This is a genomic window from Plantactinospora sp. BB1, assembly GCF_003030385.1.
Classification (GTDB): Bacteria; Actinomycetota; Actinomycetes; order Mycobacteriales; family Micromonosporaceae; genus Plantactinospora.
On the sequence record NZ_CP028159.1, the window covers coordinates 7,903,885 to 7,924,152 of the forward strand.

Annotated in this window: 18 protein-coding genes; all 18 read right to left on the bottom strand. The window is 73.2% G+C overall.

The window, feature by feature from the left end; all coding sequences use genetic code 11:
• Positions 1-95: 95 nt before the first annotated feature.
• A complete protein-coding gene (locus C6W10_RS34715) occupies positions 96-1,163 on the bottom strand; it encodes a polyprenyl synthetase family protein (protein ID WP_107263225.1) in 1,068 nt (355 codons plus the stop codon).
• On the bottom strand, positions 1,160-2,629 hold the full coding sequence (locus C6W10_RS34720) for an alkaline phosphatase family protein (RefSeq protein ID WP_107263226.1): 1,470 nt from the start codon (positions 2,627-2,629) through the stop codon (positions 1,160-1,162). Before C6W10_RS34720 ends, C6W10_RS34715 begins: the two co-directional genes overlap by 4 nt.
• Positions 2,622-3,854, bottom strand: a complete 1,233-nt coding sequence (gene eboE / locus C6W10_RS34725) for a metabolite traffic protein EboE (RefSeq protein WP_107263227.1) — start codon at positions 3,852-3,854, stop codon at positions 2,622-2,624. Before eboE ends, C6W10_RS34720 begins: the two co-directional genes overlap by 8 nt.
• Positions 3,854-4,720 (bottom strand): TatD family hydrolase, encoded by an 867-nt coding sequence (locus tag C6W10_RS34730; protein WP_107264525.1) that lies wholly within the window; start codon positions 4,718-4,720, stop codon positions 3,854-3,856. The genes eboE and C6W10_RS34730 overlap by 1 nt, the downstream gene beginning before the upstream one ends.
• Positions 4,720-5,382, bottom strand: a complete 663-nt coding sequence (locus C6W10_RS34735) for an EboA domain-containing protein (RefSeq protein WP_107263228.1) — start codon at positions 5,380-5,382, stop codon at positions 4,720-4,722. The genes C6W10_RS34730 and C6W10_RS34735 overlap by 1 nt, the downstream gene beginning before the upstream one ends.
• An 80-nt stretch (positions 5,383-5,462) precedes the next feature.
• Positions 5,463-6,359 (bottom strand): sugar phosphate isomerase/epimerase, encoded by an 897-nt coding sequence (locus tag C6W10_RS34740; protein WP_107263229.1) that lies wholly within the window; start codon positions 6,357-6,359, stop codon positions 5,463-5,465.
• Between the two features lie 140 nt (positions 6,360-6,499).
• Positions 6,500-7,378, bottom strand: a complete 879-nt coding sequence (locus C6W10_RS34745; protein ID WP_107263230.1) for an SCO3242 family prenyltransferase — start codon at positions 7,376-7,378, stop codon at positions 6,500-6,502.
• A complete protein-coding gene (locus C6W10_RS34750) occupies positions 7,362-8,531 on the bottom strand; it encodes an inositol-3-phosphate synthase (protein ID WP_107263231.1) in 1,170 nt (389 codons plus the stop codon). The genes C6W10_RS34745 and C6W10_RS34750 overlap by 17 nt, the downstream gene beginning before the upstream one ends.
• Before the next feature lie 774 nt (positions 8,532-9,305).
• A complete protein-coding gene (locus tag C6W10_RS34755; RefSeq protein WP_199853595.1) occupies positions 9,306-10,481 on the bottom strand; it encodes a Gfo/Idh/MocA family protein in 1,176 nt (391 codons plus the stop codon).
• A 54-nt stretch (positions 10,482-10,535) separates the two neighbouring features.
• Positions 10,536-11,618, bottom strand: a complete 1,083-nt coding sequence (locus C6W10_RS34760) for a substrate-binding domain-containing protein (protein WP_107263233.1) — start codon at positions 11,616-11,618, stop codon at positions 10,536-10,538.
• 110 nt (positions 11,619-11,728) lie between these two features.
• On the bottom strand, positions 11,729-12,859 hold the full coding sequence (locus C6W10_RS34765) for an ABC transporter permease (protein ID WP_107263234.1): 1,131 nt from the start codon (positions 12,857-12,859) through the stop codon (positions 11,729-11,731).
• Positions 12,856-14,517 (bottom strand): sugar ABC transporter ATP-binding protein, encoded by a 1,662-nt coding sequence (locus C6W10_RS34770; RefSeq protein WP_107263235.1) that lies wholly within the window; start codon positions 14,515-14,517, stop codon positions 12,856-12,858. Before C6W10_RS34770 ends, C6W10_RS34765 begins: the two co-directional genes overlap by 4 nt.
• Positions 14,518-14,590: 73 nt before the next feature.
• Positions 14,591-15,769 carry an ROK family protein gene (locus C6W10_RS34775; protein ID WP_107263236.1) on the bottom strand — a complete coding sequence of 393 codons (1,179 nt, stop codon included), beginning with the start codon at positions 15,767-15,769 and terminating at the stop codon, positions 14,591-14,593.
• Between the two features lie 166 nt (positions 15,770-15,935).
• Positions 15,936-16,892, bottom strand: coding sequence for a YihY/virulence factor BrkB family protein (locus tag C6W10_RS34780; protein ID WP_199853802.1), 957 nt, complete (start codon positions 16,890-16,892; stop codon positions 15,936-15,938).
• A 163-nt stretch (positions 16,893-17,055) separates the two neighbouring features.
• Positions 17,056-17,865: an ABC transporter permease gene (locus tag C6W10_RS34785; RefSeq protein WP_107263238.1), complete on the bottom strand. Its 810-nt coding sequence runs from the start codon at positions 17,863-17,865 to the stop codon at positions 17,056-17,058.
• A 60-nt stretch (positions 17,866-17,925) separates the two neighbouring features.
• Complete coding sequence (locus C6W10_RS34790; RefSeq protein WP_369938729.1) at positions 17,926-18,729, bottom strand: ABC transporter permease; 804 nt, start codon at positions 18,727-18,729, stop codon at positions 17,926-17,928.
• Positions 18,730-18,739: 10 nt separating this feature from the next.
• The gene (locus C6W10_RS34795) at positions 18,740-19,672 is read right to left on the bottom strand and encodes an ABC transporter ATP-binding protein (protein ID WP_234359134.1); all 933 of its coding nucleotides are present in this window, start codon (positions 19,670-19,672) and stop codon (positions 18,740-18,742) included.
• A 59-nt stretch (positions 19,673-19,731) separates the two neighbouring features.
• A complete protein-coding gene (locus C6W10_RS34800; RefSeq protein WP_234359135.1) occupies positions 19,732-20,268 on the bottom strand; it encodes a hypothetical protein in 537 nt (178 codons plus the stop codon).

The following is a 20,268-nucleotide window of genomic DNA, read 5'->3' on the forward strand; positions in this document are numbered from 1 at the left end:
ACTTTTGTCGACACGGCGAAAAGTTGCGCCGTCGGTGATCAACCGGCCGCGCTGGGTACCACTGTGGAGCCTGGCCGCTCCCCCGTCGTCGGCGGCTACAACTGCCGGTCGACGGTCTCGGCGGCCAGCGCGGCGAGCACGCCCGCGGTCTCTTCGCCGAGTGGCGTGTCGGCGAGCGCGGCCAGCGCCGCGTCGACACGTACCTTGATCATCTGCTCGATCCGGTCCAGCGCGCCGGTGTCGACGATGATCGCGCGCAGCTCGGCCGCACCCTCCGGATCCAGCTCCGGATTGCCGAAGAGCGCCTTCAACCGCTGCGCCTGGGCCCGGTCCGCACTCCCCCGGGCCAGCGCCATCATCACCGTCGGCTTCCCCTCCCGCAGATCCTCCAGAATGGACTTGCCGGTCAACGCCGGGTCGCCGAAGACCCCGAGCACGTCGTCCCGGAGCTGGAACGCGTCGCCGAGCGGGTCACCGAAGGCGGCCAGCGCGGCCAGCAGCTCCGGCGAGCCCGATGCCAGCGCGGCGCCGATCTGCAACGGCCGGGTCACCGTGTAACGGGCGGCCTTCATCCGGATCACCGTCAGCGCGCTCGCCACCGAGCCGTCCCCCACCCCGGAGACCAGATCCAGGTACTGCCCGGCGATCACCTCGGTACGCATCGTCGCGAAGACCCCGTACCCCCGGTGCACCTCCTCGGGGGTGAGCCCGCACTCGTGGAAGAGCTGGTCCGCCCAGGCGGCGCAGAGATCACCGCAGAGCAGCGCGGTACTGCGCCCGTACGAGGCCGGATCGCCGCGCCAGGCCGACCGGGCGTGCAGGTCGGCGAAGAGCCGGTGCACCGAGGGCTCGCCCCGGCGCCGGTCACTGCCGTCCATGATGTCGTCGTGGATCAGCGCGAAGGCGTGGAACAGCTCCAGCGCGGCGGCGGCGGCCACGATCGGGGTACCGTCCACGCCACCGGCGGCCCGCCAGCCCCAGTAGCAGAAGAGCGGGCGCAGCCGCTTGCCGCCGGCCAGCACGAACCGGTGCAGGGTGGTGAAGACGCCCCGGGGCGCGCCGTCCGGCCAGTCCGGGTCCTGCCGGTCGAGGAAGGCGACGAGCTGGGCGTCGAAGCGCTTCCGTAGCTCCCCGAGATCCACCTCCGGCACGGTCGCCGTCATGACCGCCCTCCCCCGGCCGAGGCGGGATCGACACCGGCCGGATCGACGGCGGTGGTTGCGGCACCGGCCGGATCGGCGGCGGCGGAATCGAGACCGGCGAGGCGGAGCAGCAGGCTCTTGACCTCGGTGGCCTGGTAGCGGTCCCGGGCCGCCGACCGGTCCGAACAGATCAGCACCGGACCGTCCGCCGGGTCGGCCGGCAGCCGCCCGTGCGAGCCGCGTACCGCCCGGGCGCCGGCATCCAGCCCCACCACGCTCATCAGGTAGCGCATCCCGAGCTTCTTCCGGGCCAGCGCCACCGCCGCCCGGCGCTTCGCCGCACCCGGCGCGGCCGGGTCGAAGAAAAGCTCCGCCGGGTCGTACCCGGGTTTGCGGTGGATCTCCACCAGCCGGGCGAAGTCCGGGGCCCGGGCGTCGTCGAGCCAGTAGTAGTAGCTGAACCAGGCGTCCGGCTCGGCGACCAGCACCAGCTCGCCGGCCCGCTCGTGGTCCAGCCCGTGCGCGGCCTTGCCGGCGGCGTCCAGCACCTCGGCGACCCCGGACAGCCCCGCGCAGAGCTTCGCCACCGCCGGCACGTCGGCCGGATCCTTCACGTAGACGTGCGCGATCTGGTGGTCGGCGACCGCGAACGCCCGGGACGTCCACGGGTCGAGATACTCCATCCCGTCCTGGGTGTAGACCCGGAGCAGCCCCTCGGCCCGGAGCAGCCGGTTCACGTCCACCGGCCGGCTCGCCTCGGTGATGCCGTACTCCGACAGCACCACCACGGTCGCGTTCCGGGCGGCCGCCGCGTCCAGCAGCGGGCCGAGTACCCCGTCCAGTTCGGTCGCGGCGGCCGCCGCCTGCGGAGACGACGGGCCGAAGCGTTGCAGGTCGTAGTCGAGGTGCGGGACGTAGACCAGGGTCAGGTCCGGGTTCTTCTCCGCCATGATCTGCTCGGCGGCCCGGCAGATCCACCGCGACGACGGCAGCCCCGCCCCCGGCCCCCAGTACGTGAAGAGCGGGAACCCGCCCAGCTTCCCGGTCAGCTCGTCGTGCAGCTCCGGCGGGTCGGTGTAGCAGTCGGGCTCCTTGCGCCCGTCGGCGTAGTAGATCGGCCGGGGCGTCACCGTCCAGTTCACGTCGGCGCCCATCGCGTACCACCAGCAGACGTTCGCCACGGTGTAGTCCGGGCGCTCCCGGCGGACCGCCTGCCAGACCTTCTCCCCACCCATCAGCGCGTGGTGCTGCCGCCAGAGGAAGACCTCGCCCAGGTCCCGGAAGTACCAGCCGTTGCCGACGATGCCGTGCTCGGCCGGGAGCGCCCCGGTGAGCAGGGTCGCCTGCGCCGAGCAGGTCACCGCCGGCAGCACGGTGCCGAGTTCGGCCCGGCAGCCGGCGTCGGCCACGGCGCGCAGCCGGGGCATGTGGGCGAGCAGTCGGGGGGTCAGCCCGACCACGTCGATCACGACCAGTGGGTCAGCCATCGTGCCTCCTCGGCGCGGAAACGGGGGCGGCGGCCGGGCCGGCGGGCGAGGCGGAGTCCTCGGTCAGCCCGAGCGCGACCAGTTCGTCGCGGGCGAAGGCCAGTTCGGCGGCGATCCCGCCGGCCAGCTCCGCGTCCGATCCCGGGCGCTGCCCGGCCGGCAGCACCCCCCAGGTGTACGTCTCGACGTCCAGGTGGTCGCAGCCGGCGACCGGCCCGGCGAACAGCTCCCGCAGCGCGTCCCGGAGCACCGGCACGGTGGACTCCAGCGGCGCGGCGGGTACGGCGTGCAGCGGTACGTGGTAGTGCACCCGCCAGGCGCCGGGCAGGTTGGCGTCCAGCGCCGCGTCCAGGTCGTCGGCGGCGTGTGCCGGGTCGGCCGGGTCGGCGGCCCCTCCGCAGGCGTCGGTGCGGGTCTGGTGCAGAAAACGCGGTTCGACGTACCCGCGCAGCACGTCGGCGGCGGCGACCGGGTCGGCGGCGGCCAGCGCGGCCGAGACCTGCACCTTCACCACCGGCAGCCCGGCGGCGCGGAGCCGGCCGAGCGCCTGGGCCGGATCCTCCCAGGCGCAGGCGAGGTGGGCCAGGTCGAGGCAGATGCCGAGCCGGTCGCTGTCCACCCGGGACAGTGCGGCGACCGCCTGGCCGGTCGACTCGACCACGCAGCCCGGCTCCGGCTCGAAGCCGACCCGGACCGCCCGGCCGGTACGCCAGGCGATCTGGGTCAGCCCGGCGGCCAGCTCGTCCAGCACCCGGGCCGCCCGGTCGGCCTGGCGCCGCTCCCAGGGCTGGCGCCAGGCCAGTGGCAGGGTGGAGACCGAGCCCCGGACGGCGTCGTCGGGAAGCAGGTCGACCAGTACGGTGGCCAGGTTCAGGGTGTAGACCAGCCGCTCCCGGGTGGTCCAGTCCGGGTGGTAGACGGCCTGCTTCACCACCGGCGCGTGGAAGGACTGGTAGGGGAACCCGTTCAGGGTGACCACCTCCAGCCCGCGCGCGGTCAGCTCGGCGCGCAGCCGCCGCCGGGTCTGCGGGTCGGCGGCGAGCCCGGCCGCCACCGGCGCGGCCAGCCACAGCCCGAGTCCGAGTACGTCGGCGCCGAGCCGTTCCCGGATCGGCACCGCGTACGTGTCGAGCTGTCCCAGCACCCCGGCCAGGTCCTCGGCCGGATGCACGTTGGTGCAGTAGCTCAGGTGCACCAGTTGCCCGTCGGCGTGCCGCAGCCGCATCAGCTACCGCCCCGCAGGATCGAGTTCCCCTCGAAGGTGCCGGGCGGCGCCGCGCCGGAGGACTCGTCCGCGTCTTCGAGGTCCAGCCGGCCGGACTGGCCGTAGAACTCCACCGGGTTGCGCCAGAGCACCCGGTCGACGTCGTCGTCGTCGAATCCGGCGGCCAGCATCGCCTCGCCGGTGGCCCGGGTCAGCAGCGGATCCGACCGGCCCCAGTCGGCGGCCGAGTTGACCAGCATCCGTTCGGTGCCGTACTTCCGGAGCAGCTCGACCATCCTCGGCGGCGACATCTTCGTCTCGGGATAGATGGAGAAGCCGAGCCAGCAGCCGGTGTCCCGGACCAGCGGCACCGTCACCTCGTTGAGGTGGTCGATCACCACCCGGCCGGGGTCGAGCCCGGACTCGGCGACCACCGCCAGGCTGCGCTCGGTGCCCCGGGCCTTGTCCCGGTGCGGGGTGTGCACCAGCGCCGGCAGCTCGTGCTCGACCGCCAGGGCGAGCTGGGCGGCGAAGACCTCGTCCTCCTCCGGCGTCATCGAGTCGTAGCCGACCTCGCCGACCGCCACCACGCCGTCCTTGTCCAGATAGCGGGGCAGCAGGTCGAGCACCTCGCGGCAGCGCGGGTCGTTGGCCTCCTTCGGGTTCAGCGCGATGGTGGCGTGGTGCCGGATGCCGAACTGGCCGGCCCGGAACGGCTCCCAGCCGACCAGCGAGTCGAAGTAGTCGACGAAGGAGGCGGCGCTGGTCCGGGGTTGGCCGAGCCAGAACGCCGGCTCCACCAGGGCGCGTACCCCGGCGGCGGCCATCCGTTCGTAGTCGTCGGTGGTCCGCGAGGTCATGTGGATGTGCGGGTCGAAGATCCTCATCACGCCTCCTCCGCGCCCGGCCCGGTCGGGGTCCCCGACCGGTCGAGCGTGCTCAGTCGATCCAGCAACGCGGTCGCGTCGGCCGGCATCTCCCGGCCGGCCGCCCGGCGCTCGTCGGCGAAGCCGGCCAGCATGCCGGCCAGCTCGGCGTCGGCCCGCTCGTCGAGCCGGTGCACGGCGGCCAGCGGGATGCCGGTGAAGACGCACTTGAGCACCGCCTGCCGCCAGGCGGCCTGGTCGAGCCGGTCGGCGTACGGGCCGAGGGCGGCGGCGACCAGCCGGGTGTCGTTGGTCCGGATCGCGTCGTGCAGCAGCGGCACCCCGGCATCACCGACCGGCAGCAGCGGCAGGGCCCGGAGTACCGCCCGCTTCTCGGCCGCGTCGCCCTCGCGGTAGCGGGCCTCGACCTGGCCGGGCAGCTCGGTCGGGGGCAGCGCGCCGAGCAGCAGTACCCGGGCGGCGTCGTCGGCGGACCAGTGCGGCAGGTCGGGCAGGGGCGCCCGGCCACACCTGCGGCCGGCCGCGGCGAAGAGCCGGCCGATCGCGGACGGTTCGGCCCCGACCCGGCGTAACGCCTCGGCCAGCCACGGGTCGGGCGGCCGCCCGTCGGGTACGGCCAGCAGTGCCGCCCGCAGTCGTTCCAGTTCCGGTTCCGGTTCCATCCGGTCCTCCCCAGTCTTTCCGGTGTGGATGGTGGTCGCGGTCCCCCCGGTGGTGGTGCTTCGTCAGTCGGGTGTGCCGGTCACCGCCCCCGGTCCGGCACGGCGCTGCCCCGCGCCTCGGTGAGCCCGGCCTCGGCGGCGGCGCCCCGGAGAAAGTCGATCGACCGCGCCGCCACGGTGGGGGCGGCGTGCGAGTGCCGGGGCAGCTCGACGGCGACCAGCCCGGCGTAACCGGCCTCGGCCAGCGCCCGCAGTACGGGCGGGAAGTCGATCTCTCCGGTGCCGAACTCCAGGTGCTCGTGCACGCCCCGGCGCATGTCGTCGATCTGCACGTTGACCAGGTGCGGGGCCACCTGCGCGACGCAGTCCGGCACCGGGTGGGGCTCCAGGCACCGGCAGTGCCCGATGTCGAGGGTGATGCCGAAGCCGGCCGGGGCACCCAGGGCCTCGCGCAGCCGCCACCAGTCGGCGATCTCGGCCACCAGCATGCCCGGCTCCGGCTCGAAGCCGAGCGGCATCCCGGCGGCGTCCGCGACCTCGACCAGTTCGGCACAGCCGGCGACGAGCCGGTCCCAGGCGGCCGCCGGTTCGACGTCGGCCGGTCGTACCCCGGACCAGAAGGAGACCGCCTCGGCGCCGAGGTCGGCGCCGATCGCGACGGCCCGGCGGAGGAACTCGACCCGCAGCGCGTTGTCGTCGTGCAGCAGCGTCGGGGCGTGCTTGTGCCAGGGGTCGAGCAGGTAGCGGGCCCCGGTCTCGATCACCACGCCGAGGCCGTGCGCGGCGAGGCTCCGGCCGACCGCCGCCACCCGGGCCGCCAGGTGCGGGCCGAACGGGTCCAGGTGGTCGTGGTCCAGGGTCAGCGCCACGCCCCGGTAGCCGAGGTCGGCGATGACCCGCAGCGCGTCGTCGAGGCGGTGGTTGGCGAAGCCGTTGGTCCCGTACCCGAACCGCAGCCCGGGCAGCGCGGCGCTCATGTCGGCGACACCAGTCGGGCGAGCCGTCGCCCGCTGACCCGGTGCGGCGGCGGACCCGGCACCGGCGCTCATGTCGGCGACACCAGTCGGGCGAGCCGTCGCCCGCTGACCCGGTGCGGCGGCGGACCCGGCACCGGCGCTCATGTCGGGGACACCAGTCGGGCGAGCCGTCGCCCGATCGGGGCGGCGGCGGCCACCGCGACGCCGAGCAGCGCGGCGCCGGTCCGGGCGACCAGCGCGCCCTGTAGCGCGGGCAGGCCGGTGATGCCGGCGCCGACCGCGGCCCGGACCCGGGACGCCTGCGGGTCGGCCGCCACCCGGGCCTGCGCGGTGCCGTAGTGCAGGCCGTACCAGCCGGCGAGGGCGGCCGGGACCAGGGCGCCCCAGCCGGTGCGGTGGGCCGGGTCGGCGGGGCCAGGCCGGGTTACCGCGGCGGCGGCCACCGCGGCGGTACCGGCCAGGGTCGCCGCCGGCAGCGCCCGGGTCGCCCCGGAGACCTCCCGCCGGGAGAGCTCGGTGACCGTGTACGTGTGCGCGGCCACCGTCAGCGCCGCCGGTACCGCCCGGGCCACCCGGCCCCCGCTCGCGCCGAGCAGCACGTCCAGCCCCCGACAGGCGGCCATCACCGCCGGCCCGGCCGGGGTGTTCTTGGCCCACAGGTCGTACGCCCAGACCGCGCCGGCCAGCGGCACCGCCACGGCCAGCGCCCGGCGACCGCCGGCCAGCCCGGCGAGCCCGATCCCGGCGGCGGTGAGCCCGGCCGAGACGCCGAGGGCGAACCCCGGCGAGACCCGGCCGCTCGGGATCGGCCGCTCGGGCCGCTCCCGCGCGTCGAGTTCGCGGTCCGCGAGGTCGTTGGCGGCCATCCCGGCCCAGTAGAGCAGCACCGATGCCCCGGCCAGCCCCGGCACCCGACGGTCCAGCGCGTCGGCGGCGGCGGCCCCGGCCAGCACGTCCCCGGGGACGGAGAGCGCGGCGGGTGCCCGGACCAGCTCGGTCAGGTCACGCAGCGACGGCATCCGGGTCCCCCGAAGTCGGCTCGGCGTCGAGTTCCCGGACGAAGGCGCGCAGCGTGGCCCACTGTTCGGCGAGGGCGTGCGGCACCTCGCCGAGCGGATCCTTGAAGAAGAACGCCAGTTCGGTCAGCGGGCCGGCCCGGCCGGCCCGGTGCGCGGCGGCGGTCAGCCGGGCCAGGTCGAGCACCAGCGGTGCGGCGAGCGACGAGTCGCAGCCGTGCCAGGTGAACTCCATCCGCATCGGGGTGCCGAGGAAGCCGGCGAAGGTGACCAGGTCCCAGGCGGTCTTGAAGTCGCCGATGTCGTCGACGTACTCGATCCGGGTGTTGCCCTGCGGGACGTAGCCGAGGGTCTCGCCGAGTACCCGCTGCTTGCTGGCGGACTTGGCCGCGTTCGCCGCCGGTTCGGCCAGGTTGGCGCCGTCGCCGCCGCCGAGCAGGTTGGTGCCGGACCAGCTGCGTACCCGCAGGTTCCGCATCGCGAACATCGGGGCGAGGACCGACTTCACCAGCGTCTCGCCGGTCTTGCCGTCGTGCCCGGCGTACGGAAGGCCGGCCCGGCGGGCCAGTTCGGCCAGGGCGGGGAGCCGGGCGCCGGTGGACGGGGTGAAGTCCACATAGGAGCAGCCGGCGGTGAAGGCGGCGTAGGCGTACGTGGAGCTGACCGGCAGTGGGCTGCCGTGGGCGAGCGCGGCGTCCAGTTCGGCGAGGCTGGCGTGTGCCGGATGCGCCTGCGGGGCCGGCTCGGTCGAGGAGACGTTCACCACCACCACCCGGTCGAGCCGGTGCCGTTCGCGGAACCCGGTCAGGTCGGCGACGATCGTCTCGACGGCGGCCGCCTGCGGGCCACCGGTCGGTGCCGGTCGCAGCTCGGCCTCGACCGCGCCGAACTCCTCGGCCAGCGCCGCGACCAGCCGGGCCGGCAGTACGCCCGCCTCGGCCAGCGCCTCGGCCTTCTTCACCAGCGGGGTGGTGGCGATGTCGTGCCCGCCGAAGACCAGGTCGGCCAGGGCCGGCAGGGCGGCGCTACGCAGGGCCGGAAGCTCGGTCACGCAGCCTGTCGGCTCGGCCAGCCCGGCCCGCAGGGCCAGCGCCCCGACCGTACTGGTCACGGCGACCGAACCACGCCCGCCAACCAGCCAGACACCCGTACGCATCAGTGCTCCTCCCTCCGGTGCCGGCACGGCCCTGGGCCGACCGGGGGTGTACTACGACGAACCGTGCCATGTGTCGGATCGGCCCATCGGGTCCACCTATCGGGACATCTTGCCTCGCAACTGTGAAAAGCGCCCCGCCCGCCCGACCGTCGCGGTGGAACATCCCGTGCGGCAGCGCCGGAGTCGGCGGCAACGACACTGCTCGGGTCCGTGACCGTGCGGGCGGACGGGGCTTGGTAGGCAGGGCCGGTCGGCGTCGCGGTCCTGCCTCCCCCGGTCCGGGGCGACCGGGCGGCGGGGGTTGCCGGCTCCGGTCGCGGGTCTCGCTGTGGAGTTGTGCCCTCACCGGCCACTGTGGACGGCGGGGCGAAAGTCGTCGGGCGGCCCGGCCGGATGGCCGGGACGGGTCGTGCTGCGGGGCCGCTGCGGGGGTCGCCTGCGGCGGTGGTACCACCGGCCGGGGGTTGGCCGGTGCCGTTCCGGCGTCCGGTGCGACCGGGGAATCCCGGTCCGGCCGCACCGGACGGCCGTGTCACCTGTCGCCCGGCACGACCGGAGCGGGCTCCGTCGTGCGCGTGCGCACTCCTTCCGGGTCGACCTCCCTCCGGTCGCGGGGCGCAACCGCGACCGGACCCTCGCCGGTCGTTCCGGAAAGCTTCTCGGGTCGGGTTCCGGCCCGAGCGGGCCGGACCACCCGACGGGTGGACAACTGTCTCCGGCGGTGCCGGCTCCGCGCCCGAGGGCTGGCGAAGCCGGCGTACGCCGGTCCTGCGGTTACGCGCTGACCGGAGCGGGCACCTGCTCCACCGCGGTGAAGGACGAGCCCAGCTCCCCCGAGCGCGCCACGGCGTCCAGTACGAGCTGGACCTGGAGCGCGTCGGTGAACGACGGGGACGGGTCCGACCCGGTGGCGATCGCCGCGAGGAAGTCCCGCAGCTCGTGCGTGAACGAGTGCTCGTACCCGATGATGTGTCCCGGCGGCCACCACGCCGCCATGTACGGGTGGTCGCCCTCGGTCACCAGGATCCGCCGGAAGCCCTGCTCGGCGCCGGGTTCCGTGGCGTCGTAGAACTCCAGCTCGTTGAGGCGTTCCAGGTCGAACGCCACCGAGCCGAGCGAACCGTTGATCTCGACCCGCAGCGCGTTGCGCCGCCCGGTGGCGAACCGGGTCGCCTCGTAGGTGGCGAGCGCACCGCCGTCGAGCCGGGCCACGAAGACCGCCGCGTCGTCGACGGTGACCTGGCCCATGGCGGCCCCGGCGCCGTCGGCCGAGGCGGCCAGTCCGCTGGACGAGGCCGGCAGCGGACGCTCCTTGACGAAGGTCTCGGTGATCGCGCTGACCCCGGTGATCCGCTGGCCGGTCACGAACTGGGTCAGGTCGATGATGTGCGCCCCGATGTCGCCGAGCGCACCGGACCCCGCCTTGTCCTTCTGCAGCCGCCACACCAGCGGAAACTGCGGGTCGGTGATCCAGTCCTGCAGGTAGACCGCGCGGACGTGCCGGATCGCGCCGAGCCGGCCGGAGGCGACCAGCTCCCGCATCAGGCTGACCGCGGGAACCCGGCGGTAGTTGAACCCGCACATGGCCCGTACGCCCACCGTCTGGGCCTTGGCCGCCGCGGCGACCATGGCCCGAGCCTCCTCGACCGTGTTGGCCAGCGGCTTCTCGCACAGTACGTGCTTGCCCGCCTCCAGGGCCGCGATGGTGATCTCGGCGTGGCTGTCGCCGGGCGTGCAGACGTCGACGATGTCGATGTCGTCCCGGGCGATCAGCTCGCGCCAGTCGGTGGTGTGGCCCTCCCAGCCGAGCCGGCCGGCCGCGTCGGCGACCTTCGACTCGTCCCGGCCGCAGATCAGGGCCATCCGGGCACGTACCGGCAGGTCGAAGACGCGGTTCACGGTCCGCCACGCCTGCGAGTGCGCGGCGCCCATGAACGCGTAGCCGACCATGCCGACCCGCAGTTCTTTCTCATTCGTGGACAAGGTGGGTCTCCCCCCGGTGTGTCAGAACCCGAGCTTGGCGTACTGGCTCGCGTTCTCCTTCGTGATCGTCTCGGAGGCCAGAGTGATCTCCTTCGGCACCTGCAGCTCGACCAGGTCGGACATGCCCTTGCCCTGGCCGATGAGCCGGGCCAGCGAGATCGCCGACGAGGCCATCGAGGGGCTGTAGGTGACGGTTGCCTTCAGGACGCTGTTGTCGGCCGCGATCGCGTCGATGGCGGCCTTGGAGCCGGCGCCGCCGACCATGATGAACTCGGAGCGGTTGGCCTGCTTGATCGCCGCGAGTACCCCGATGCCCTGGTCGTCGTCGTGATTCCACAGCGCGTCCATCTTGGGCAGCGCCTGGAGCAGCTGTGACGCCTCGCTCTGGCCGGTGTCGGCGGTGAATCGGGCGGCGCGGCGGTTCTGCACCTTGAAGCCGTAGACGGCCAGTTCGGCGGCGAAGCCGGCGGACCGCTCCTTGGTCAGCTCCAACTCGTCCATGCCGGCGATCTCGCCGATGATCGGGTTGGCGATGCCCTTGGCCTTCATCTGCTCGCCGATGTAGCGGCCGGCCGCGACGCCCATGCCGTAGTTGTCGCCCTTGATCTGGAGCCGGTAGGCCAGCGCGTCCGGGAACGCCCGGTCCAGGTTGACCACCGGGATGCCGGCCTTCATCGCCTCCAGCCCGGAGGCGTTCAGTTCCTTGCCGTCGTGCGGCAGCATGACGATCACGTTCGGCTTCTGCGAGATCAGCGTGGAGAGCGCGGCCCGCTGGGCGGCGGCGTCCGCGCCCGCGGCCACCGTCTTGAACTCCACGTCCGAGTAGACCTTCGCCTGCGCCTCGGCGTTCTTGGTGATGGCGGCGAGCCAGCCGTGGTCGGCGGCCGGGGCGGAGAAGCCGATGACCACCCGCTGGCCCGGCGCGCTGTTCGGGTTGGCGGCGTTGTCCGCCTCCTTGACCTGCTCGTTCCCGCCGCCACCGGAGCCGGTCTCGTTGCTGGTGCAGGCGGTGAGCAGGGCACCGGCGCCCACCGCCGCCCCGCCGAGCAGCAGCCGGCGGCGGGACAGGTCACGCACCGGCCGGAGCGGATCGTGCTGGGTCATGACGACCTCCTGGTTATTTCGACTTCGGGTGGGGTGAGGTGGGTGGGGTCCACCGGCCGGCGGCCGGGGTGGGCCACCGGCGGCGGGCGCCACCGGATTGCTGCGGTGCGTCAGTTCGTCGAGGTGAGCTTGTTTCGGGCGAGGAGCTGGGTGACCGACTTGAACCGGAACTGCTGGACCAGTACGGCGGCGACGATGATGCCGCCCTTGACCATGTTCTGCGCCTCGGTGGAGAGGCCGTTGATCGCGAACAGGTTGGTGATGGTGGCGAAGATGATCACACCGAGCAGGGAGCCGATGATCGTGCCCCGGCCGCCGCTGAGCAGCGTGCCACCGATGATCGCCGCGGCGATCGCGTCGAGTTCGTAGAGGTTCGCCATCGCCGCCTGTGCGGAGTTCGCCTGTGCGGTGAGCATGATCGCGGCGATTCCGCAGCAGAGGCCGGAGAGGGCGTAGAGCAGCATGCTGTGCCGGCGTACGTTGATGCCGGCCAGCCGGGCCGCCTCCGGGTTGCCGCCGACCGCGACCGTACGCCGGCCGAAGGTGGTGCGGTTGAGCAGTACCCAGCCGGCCGCCACCACCGCGGCGAGGATGTAGACCAGCACCGGGATGCCGAGGAGGTCGGTACTCGCGATGCCGTTGATGGTCGCGTTGTTGGAGACCTGGGTCTGCTTGTCGGAGATCTCGGCGGCCAGTCCCCGGGCGGCGACCAGCATGGCCAGGGTGGCGATGAACGGCACCAGCCGGCCGTACGAGATCAGGAAGCCGTTGACCAGCCCGACGCAGACCGCCACCACGATCGCGGTGAAGATCATCCCTCCGGCGCCGTAGCTCTGGGTCGCGACCGTGGTGCTCCAGACCCCGGCCAGCGCCACGATCGCGCCGACCGATAGGTCGATCCCGCCACCGATGATCACGAAGGTCATCCCGACCGTCACCACGCCGACCACCGAGGCCAGGGTGAGGATCGAGAAGATGTTCGCCCGTACCCAGGACGGGTCGCCGTACAGGTCGGGGCGGGTGACGATGCCGATGATGATCAGCACCACCAGTACCCCGACCAGGCCCAGGTTGCGCCGGAACGTCTCGGCCGCGTCGCCGCTCCACCGGCCGGTGCCGTTCCCGGGCGCACCGGCGCCCTTGTGCACCGGCGCTCCGGCCGGTGCCGGCGACACCGGCGACGGCCGGTCAACCGGCGGCGCCGTTCCCGCCGGCGCGGCGGTCTCGGTACGTTCGGTCACGCTGGCGCCCCCTCCATCAGCGACCCCGCCATCACGAGGTCGAGCACGGTGTCTTCGTCGAGTTCTCCGGCCGGGGCCTCGTGCACCACCCGGCCCTCCCGCATCACGAGTACGCGGTCGGCCAGGCCGAGCACCTCCGGCACCTCGCTGGAGACCAGCAGTACGCCCACTCCCCGGGCGGCCAGCGCCCGGATCACCTGGTACAGCTCGGCCCGGGCGCCGACGTCGACGCCCCGGGTCGGTTCGTCGAGCAGCAGCAGTTTGGTGTCGCCGAGCAGCCAGCGGCCGACCACGACCTTCTGCTGGTTGCCGCCGGAGAGCGTCCGGACCGGTCGCCGGACGTCCCGAGGCCGCAGCTCCAGCCGGTCGGCGACCTCGTTCGCCTCGGCCCGCTCCCGGCCCGCGTCGGTGAAGCCCAGCCGGGCCCAGCGGGTGAAGGTGGCCAGCGTGACGTTGCGGTAGATCGGCTCGCCGAGCAGCAGCGCCTGACTCTTGCGCTCCTCCGGGGCCATCCCCATCCCGGCCCGGACGGCGGCGCCGACGCTGCCCGGCCGGACCGGCCGGCCGGCCATCGAGACCGTGCCGGAGGTGGGCCGGCGGGCCCCGAAGATCGTCTCCAGCAGCTCGGAGCGGCCCGAGCCGACCAGGCCGGCGATGCCGACGATCTCACCGGCCCGCACGGTCAGCGACACGTCGGCGAACTCGCCCTCCCGGCCGAGGTCGCGCACCTCGAGCAGGGTCTCGGCGGCCGGCGTCTCGGCCGGGCGGTCCGGGAAGACGTACTCGATGGTCCGGCCGGTCATCCGGCTGACCAGGTCGCGGGTCGGGGTGGACCGGGCCGGCAGGTTCGCCGCGGTGGTCCGGCCGTCCTTGAGTACGGTGACCCGGTCGCCGATCTCGCGGATCTCCTCCAGCCGGTGCGAGATGTAGATGACGGCGATGCCCTGCGCGGTCAGCTCCCGGATGATCCGGAACAGGTTGCCGACCTCGTCGTGTGCCAGTACGGCGCTCGGCTCGTCCATGATGATCAGTCGCGCCTCGTGCGAGAGTGCCCGGGCCATGCTGACGATCTGCTTGCCGGCCGACGGCAGTGCGCGGACCATCCGGCGGGGCGGGATCTCCGGGTGCCCGAGCCGGCCCAGGATCTCCCGGGTCTGCCGGGCCATGTAGCCGCGCCGGACGAAGCCGAGGGTCTTCGGTTCGTGCCCGAGGAAGGCGTTCTCGGCGACGGAGAGGTCCTCGACCAGGTCGAGTTCCTGGTAGATGGTGGCGATGCCGGCCTTCATCGCGGCCTGCGGGTTGCCGAAGGTGACCGGCTCGCCGAGCCACTCCACCTGCCCCGAGTCGGGCTGGTGGGCACCGGAGAGGACCTTGATCAGCGTCGACTTGCCGGCGCCGTTCTGGCCGAGCAGGCAGTGCACCTCGCCGGCCCGCACCTCCAACTGCACCCCGTCCAGAGCGCGTACCCCGGGAAAGGTCTTCACCACGTCGGTGAGCCGGAGGACGACCTCGCCGGGCACCGTGTCGGCGGGCGGGGTCACCAGCGGCGGCGGGTCGCCGACCGGGCCGGTCCCGTCCGGGTGCGGCGCGCCGGCCGGACCGGTCACGTCGGCGCCGGTCCGTTCGGCGTCGCCGGACCGCTCGTCGGGTTCGGTCATGACGTCTCCTCGTTTGGCTCGTCGCCGCCACGACCCGACCGACCGGGCCGGCCGGGGCTCGCGCTCCGGCCGGTCATGACGCCTCCGCGAAGGCGACGTCGGTGGCGAGCACGGCGGCGCCGGTGACCCCGGCCCGGGGACCGAGTTCGGAGAGCACCACCGGCAGGTTGCCGGTGGCCAGCGGCAGCGAGCGCCGGTAGACCACGCTGCGGATCTCCGCCAGCAGGATGTGGCCGAGCTGGGCCAGCCCGCCGCCGATCACGATCATCGACGGGTTGGCGAAGCTGACCAGGCCGGCGAGTACGCCGCCGACCCGCCGCCCGCCGTCGCGGATCAGCCGGATGCAGGTCACGTCCCCCTCGATGGCGCCCTCGGCGACGTCGAGCGCGGTGACCGTACCGGTGGCGGCGAGTCGCTCGGCCAGCGCCGGTGAGGTGCCGCTGCGGGCCGCCACGGTGGCCTCCTTGGCCAGCGCGGCACCGCTGAACAGCGCCTCCAGGCAGCCGACGTTGCCGCACGAGCACATCGGGCCGTGCGAGTCGACCTGGATGTGCCCGATGTCGCCGGCACAGCCGTCGGTGCCCCGGTAGACCTCGCCGGAGAGGTAGATGCCGCAGCCGATGCCGGTGCCGATCTTGACGAACAGGAAGTCGTCGACCGAGTGCGCCACCCCGCCGTGCCGCTCGCCGATGGCCATTATGTTGACGTCGTTGTCCACCACCGCCGGGCAGCCGTGCTCGCGGGTCAGCAGCTCCCGGACGGGGAACCGGTCCCAGCCGGGCATGATCGGCGGCGACACCGGTACGCCGTCCCGGAAGCTCACCGGCCCCGGTACGCCGATGCCGACGGCGTGCAGCCGCTCGTACGCCCCGTCGACCCTCGCCTTGTGCAGGAGTTCGTGCACCCGTTGCAGGATCACCTTGGGGCCGGAGCGGATGTCGGTGGTCTCGGCGTACGCGGCGACGGGTTCGAGCCGGCCGTTGACCACCTCGACGTCGATCGAGCTGGCGCCCAGGTCGACGGCGGCGAACCGTAGGTCAGGGCTGAGTTCGACCAGCGTGGAACGGCGACCGCCCCGGGAGGCGGCGAGTCCGGCCTCCGCGACGTAACCGAGGCTGACCAGCCGCTCCAGCTCGGCGAGCAGGCGCGGCCGAGGAATCTGCAACCGGTCGGCCAGTTCGGCCCTGGACACCGCGCCCTGGTCGCGCAACAGCCGCAGCAGCCGCAGGTGCAGCGCTTCCGGGGTGCGCACAGGGAGTCACCTCCGTCAGGCTCACGTTCGCGTCGACGCAACGCCAGCGCGTTGTGTTCGACACAGTAGGAGGCTTCCGGAGCGGATGTCTAGAGCTTCATCCAAGATGACGCTAACTTTTGTCCCAACGGACGAAAGTTAGTTGTTGATCAAGGAAAGCGCGGGGTCACTCACCGCGACCCCGCCGCTTCCTGAGCTTGCGGTCGTCCCGCAGCGAGACGTACGGCTCCCGCTCCGCCGACCCGCCCAGCCGGATCGTCCGCTCCCGCTCCAGCTCCGCACTCAACTCGGCACCGAGCAGGATCGCGACGTTGGAGAGCCAGAGCCAGACGAGGAAGACGATCACCCCGGCCAGCGAGCCGTAGGTCCGGTTGTACGAGGCGAAGTAGCTCACGTAGAGCGCGAAGCCGGCCGAGACGACCGCCCAGGCCAGCACGGCGAAGACGCTACCGGGACTGATCCACCGGAAGCGCTGCCGGGCGTTCGGTGCCGCCCAGTAGAGCACCGCGAAGATCAGACTGACCAGCAGCACGAGTACCGGCCACTTGCCGATGTCCCAGGCCGTCACCCCGGCCTCGCCGACACCCAGCCGCCGGCCCACCTGCGCCGAGAGCCGCCCACTGAACACCAGCAGCACCAGGCTGATCAGCACCAGCAGCCCGATCAGGGCGGTCAGGCCGATCCGGAGCAGCAGGGTACGGGCGAGCGGCCGTCCCTCCGGCACGTCGTAGATCGCGTTGGCGGCCCGGCTGAAGGCACCGATGTAGCCGGACGCCGTCCAGAACGCGCCGAGGATGCCGAGCGCCGCGACCAGGCCGGCCGTGCCGGTACTCCCCTGGACCTGGGTGATCGCGGTCAGCAGGATGTCCCGGGCGGACGCCGCCGGCACGACGTCCCGGATCACGTCCTGCACACCGCGCACCGCCGCGTCGCCGAGCAGGCCCAGCACCGCCACCAGCACCAGCAGGGCCGGAAAGAGCGACAGCACCCCGTAGTAGGTCAGTGCCGCCGCCCAGTCGGTGACGTTGTCCTCCTGCGCCTCGCGCAGGGTCCGCCGCAGCACGGTGCCCCAGGCACTCCGGGGCAGCCGACCCGGACTGCCGGTCCGTCGCTCCTCGGCCATCCCGCTCTCCCTCGAACGGCGCCGCCCGGGACGGTGCGACCACCGCCGAACCGGGCTACCGGTCAACTACTCACGGTAGTCGCAACGGGAGGCCGCGTCGGTCCAACCGCCGTAGCCGGTGCGGTCGACCCACCACGGACCGGGCCCGTGCGGACTCGCGGGCTCACTTGCAGAGCAGCCGGCCCATCCGGCGTCCGGCGACGACCAGGCCGAGCGCGGTCACCCCGACCAGGTAGAGGACGTCGCCGAGCTCGCCCCAGCCGCCGCCCTGCACGGTGATGCCCCGGACCAGGTGCACCGCGCGGTAGAGCGGCGTCGCCTCGACCACCCAGCGCAGCACCGACGGGTACGCCTCGGCCGGCACGAACGTCCCGGAGAAGAGGAAGAGCGCGAACTGGGCCGAGCCCATCAGGTCGAAGTCCTGCCAACTGCGCATGAAGGTGGAGAGCGCCATGCCCAGCGCGCCGAACGCGAAGCCGACCAGTACGGCGGCCGGAAAGGCGACCAACGCCCGGATCCCACTGGTCAGGTCCAGCCCCACCATCACGGCCAGGAACGCCGCCGAATAGAGGCTGCCCCGGAGCATCGCCCAGCCCAGCTCGCCGAGGGCGATCTCGAACGGCTGCACCGGGGTGGCGAGGATCCCGTCGTACAGCTTCATGTACTTCATCTTGCCGAAGAAATTGAACGTCGTTTCCGCCAGCGCCCCGCTCATCGCCGAGGCGGCCAGCATCGCCGGTGCCACGAACGCCGCGTACGTCACCACGGTGCCGCTCGGCAGCGTCAGGTCGCCGACCAGCGCCCCCACCCCGACGCCGATGGAGAGCAGATAGAGCAACGGCTCGAAGAAGCCCGAGATCAGCACCACCCAGTACGCGGACTTCAGCGCCGCGACGTTGCGCTCGGCCACCGAGGCCGCGCGGCGGGGTGCGCCCTCGAAGCTGATCAGCCGAGGCAGGACGATGCTGACCACGGAAGCCTCTCTCTTCGGATCGGAACGGACGGGAACGGAGGGCGGTCGGCCGGCGGTGGCTCAGACCACCAGCCGGCGGCGGAACGCCGCGTGCGCCAGCCACCAGCCGACGGCGACCCAGGCGCCGAGGTAGAGCAGGTGACCGGGGATCGACCAGGCGGGCGCGACGCCGAGGGTGGCGGCCCGGCACAGGTCCACGCCGTGCCAGAGCGGCGACGCGTAGGCCAGCCAGCGCAGCACCACCGGCAGCGACTCGACCGGGAAGAAGACCCCGGCGAAGAGGGTCATCGGGATCACCGCGAACCGGAACAGCAGCGCCAGATAGCTGTCGCTGCGCACCGAGGAGCTGTAGGCGAAGACCGGTGCCGCCACCGCCGCCCCGATCAGCGCCACCAGCGGCAGGGTGGCCAGCGCCCACGGCGAGTGCAGCGCGCCGAACGCCGCCGCCACGAGCAGGAAGGAGAGGCTGCTGGTGAGCACCCGGAACAGCACGAAGCCGAGCTGCCCGCCGAGGATGTCGGCCACCCGCAGCGGTGTCGCCGCCTGGGCGAAGTAGATCTTGATCCACTCGAAGTTGCCCAGCACCGGCCAGGTCGACTCGCCGATCGCGACCTGGAGCGCGGTCGAGGCGATCAACCCCGGGACGAGGAAGTCCAGGTAGGGCACCCCGGCCACCGGCGCCTCGACGTACGCCCCGACGCCCACCCCGAAGCCGACCATGGTGAGCAGCGGCAGCAGGAACGACGAGAAGACGCCGGCCCGCCAGGTGCGGCGGTAGGCGACGAGGTTGTATTCGAGCACCGCCAGCGCGGGGAACCGCCCGACGAGTCCGGCCCGGGGGCGGGTCGCCGCCGTGGCCTCCAGGAGCGCCATCTCAGTCCACCAACGTCCGGCCGGTCAGGTGCAGGAAGACGTCCTCCAGGCTGCTGCGCCGGACCAGCACGCTGGCCGGGGTGAGCGCCCGGGCGTGCACCTCGGCCACGGCGGCGTCGCCGTCGGTGACGTAGAGCAGGATCCGGTCCGGCAGCACCTCGACCCGCTCGGCGAGCCCGTCCAGCTTGCCGGCGAAGGCCTCCTGGGTCTCACCGGCGAAGCGCAGCTCCACCACCTCGCGGGTCGAGTAGCGGTCGATCAGCGCGCGCGGCGAGCCCTCGGCGACGATCCGGCCGCCGTCCATCACCACCAGCCGGTCGCAGAGCTGCTCCGCCTCGTCCATGTAGTGGGTGGTCAGCACCAGCGTGACCCCCTGCTGCTTGAGCCGGAACAGCCGCTCCCAGACCAGGTGCCGGGCCTGCGGGTCCAGCCCGGTGGTCGGCTCGTCGAGCAGCACGATGTCGGGCTCGTTGACCAGCGCGCGGGCGATGGTCAACCGGCGTTTCATGCCGCCGGAGAGCGGCTCCACCTTGCTGCCCGCCCGCTCGGCGAGCTGCACGAAGTCGAGCAGCTCGGCGGCGCGCTCCCGGGCCACCCGGCGCGGGATGCCGAAGTAGCGCGCATAGGTGGTGAGGTTCTCCCGGACGGTCAGCTCCGGGTCGAGGTTGTCCAGCTGCGGGCAGACGCCGAGCCGGGACCGGATCGCCGGCCCGTCCCGCCGGGGATCCATCCCCATGATCCGCAGCTCGCCGCCGGTCGGCGGCGAGACACAGCCGACCATCCGCATCGTCGAACTCTTGCCGGCACCGTTGGGGCCGAGGAACCCGAACGCCTCCCCCGCCCGCACGTCGACGTCGATCCCATCGACGGCGGTGAAGTCTCCGAAGCGCTTGACCAACCCTCGCGCCTGGATGAGAATCCCGTCCTTAGCCACGGGCTCGACCATAACCGTCAGGTCCGACACGCCCCAGCGAGTTTCCGGGGCCGGCGGGCTCAGAGGTCGGGGTCGGTGCCGGACCGGGCCGCCGCCACCAGCCGGTCGGTCTCGGCCAGCACGGCGGGGTCGTCGACCGGCGTACCGGGGTCGTAGCGGACGGTCCAGGTCAGGCCGTCGACGCCGCGCACCTGCCGGGCCGCGATCCGCAGGCCGCCGTCGGGCAGCCGGTGATGTGCCGTGTACGCCACCGACCGGGTCACCCGGGCCCGCACCTGGTGCGGTACGTCACCCGGGTCGACCAGCAGGTAGGTGCGCACCGGCCCGTCGGCCACCACCCGGTAGTCGGTCCGCTCCTCGACCAGCTCGGCCGAGGTGACCGCCAGGTCCCGACCCGACCAGACCGCCTTGTGCACGCCGTGCCAGCCCAGCCGGGTGGCGTCCCCGGGCAGCCAGAGCCCACGGTCGGTGACCACCACGATCTCCTCGCCGTCACCCACCCGGGCCCAGTCGAGCACCCGCTCGCCGGACTCCAGCGGCGGCCGCTGATCGGCCGGCAGCTTCCGGCCACGGCGGAACAGGTTGAACGCCTCCAC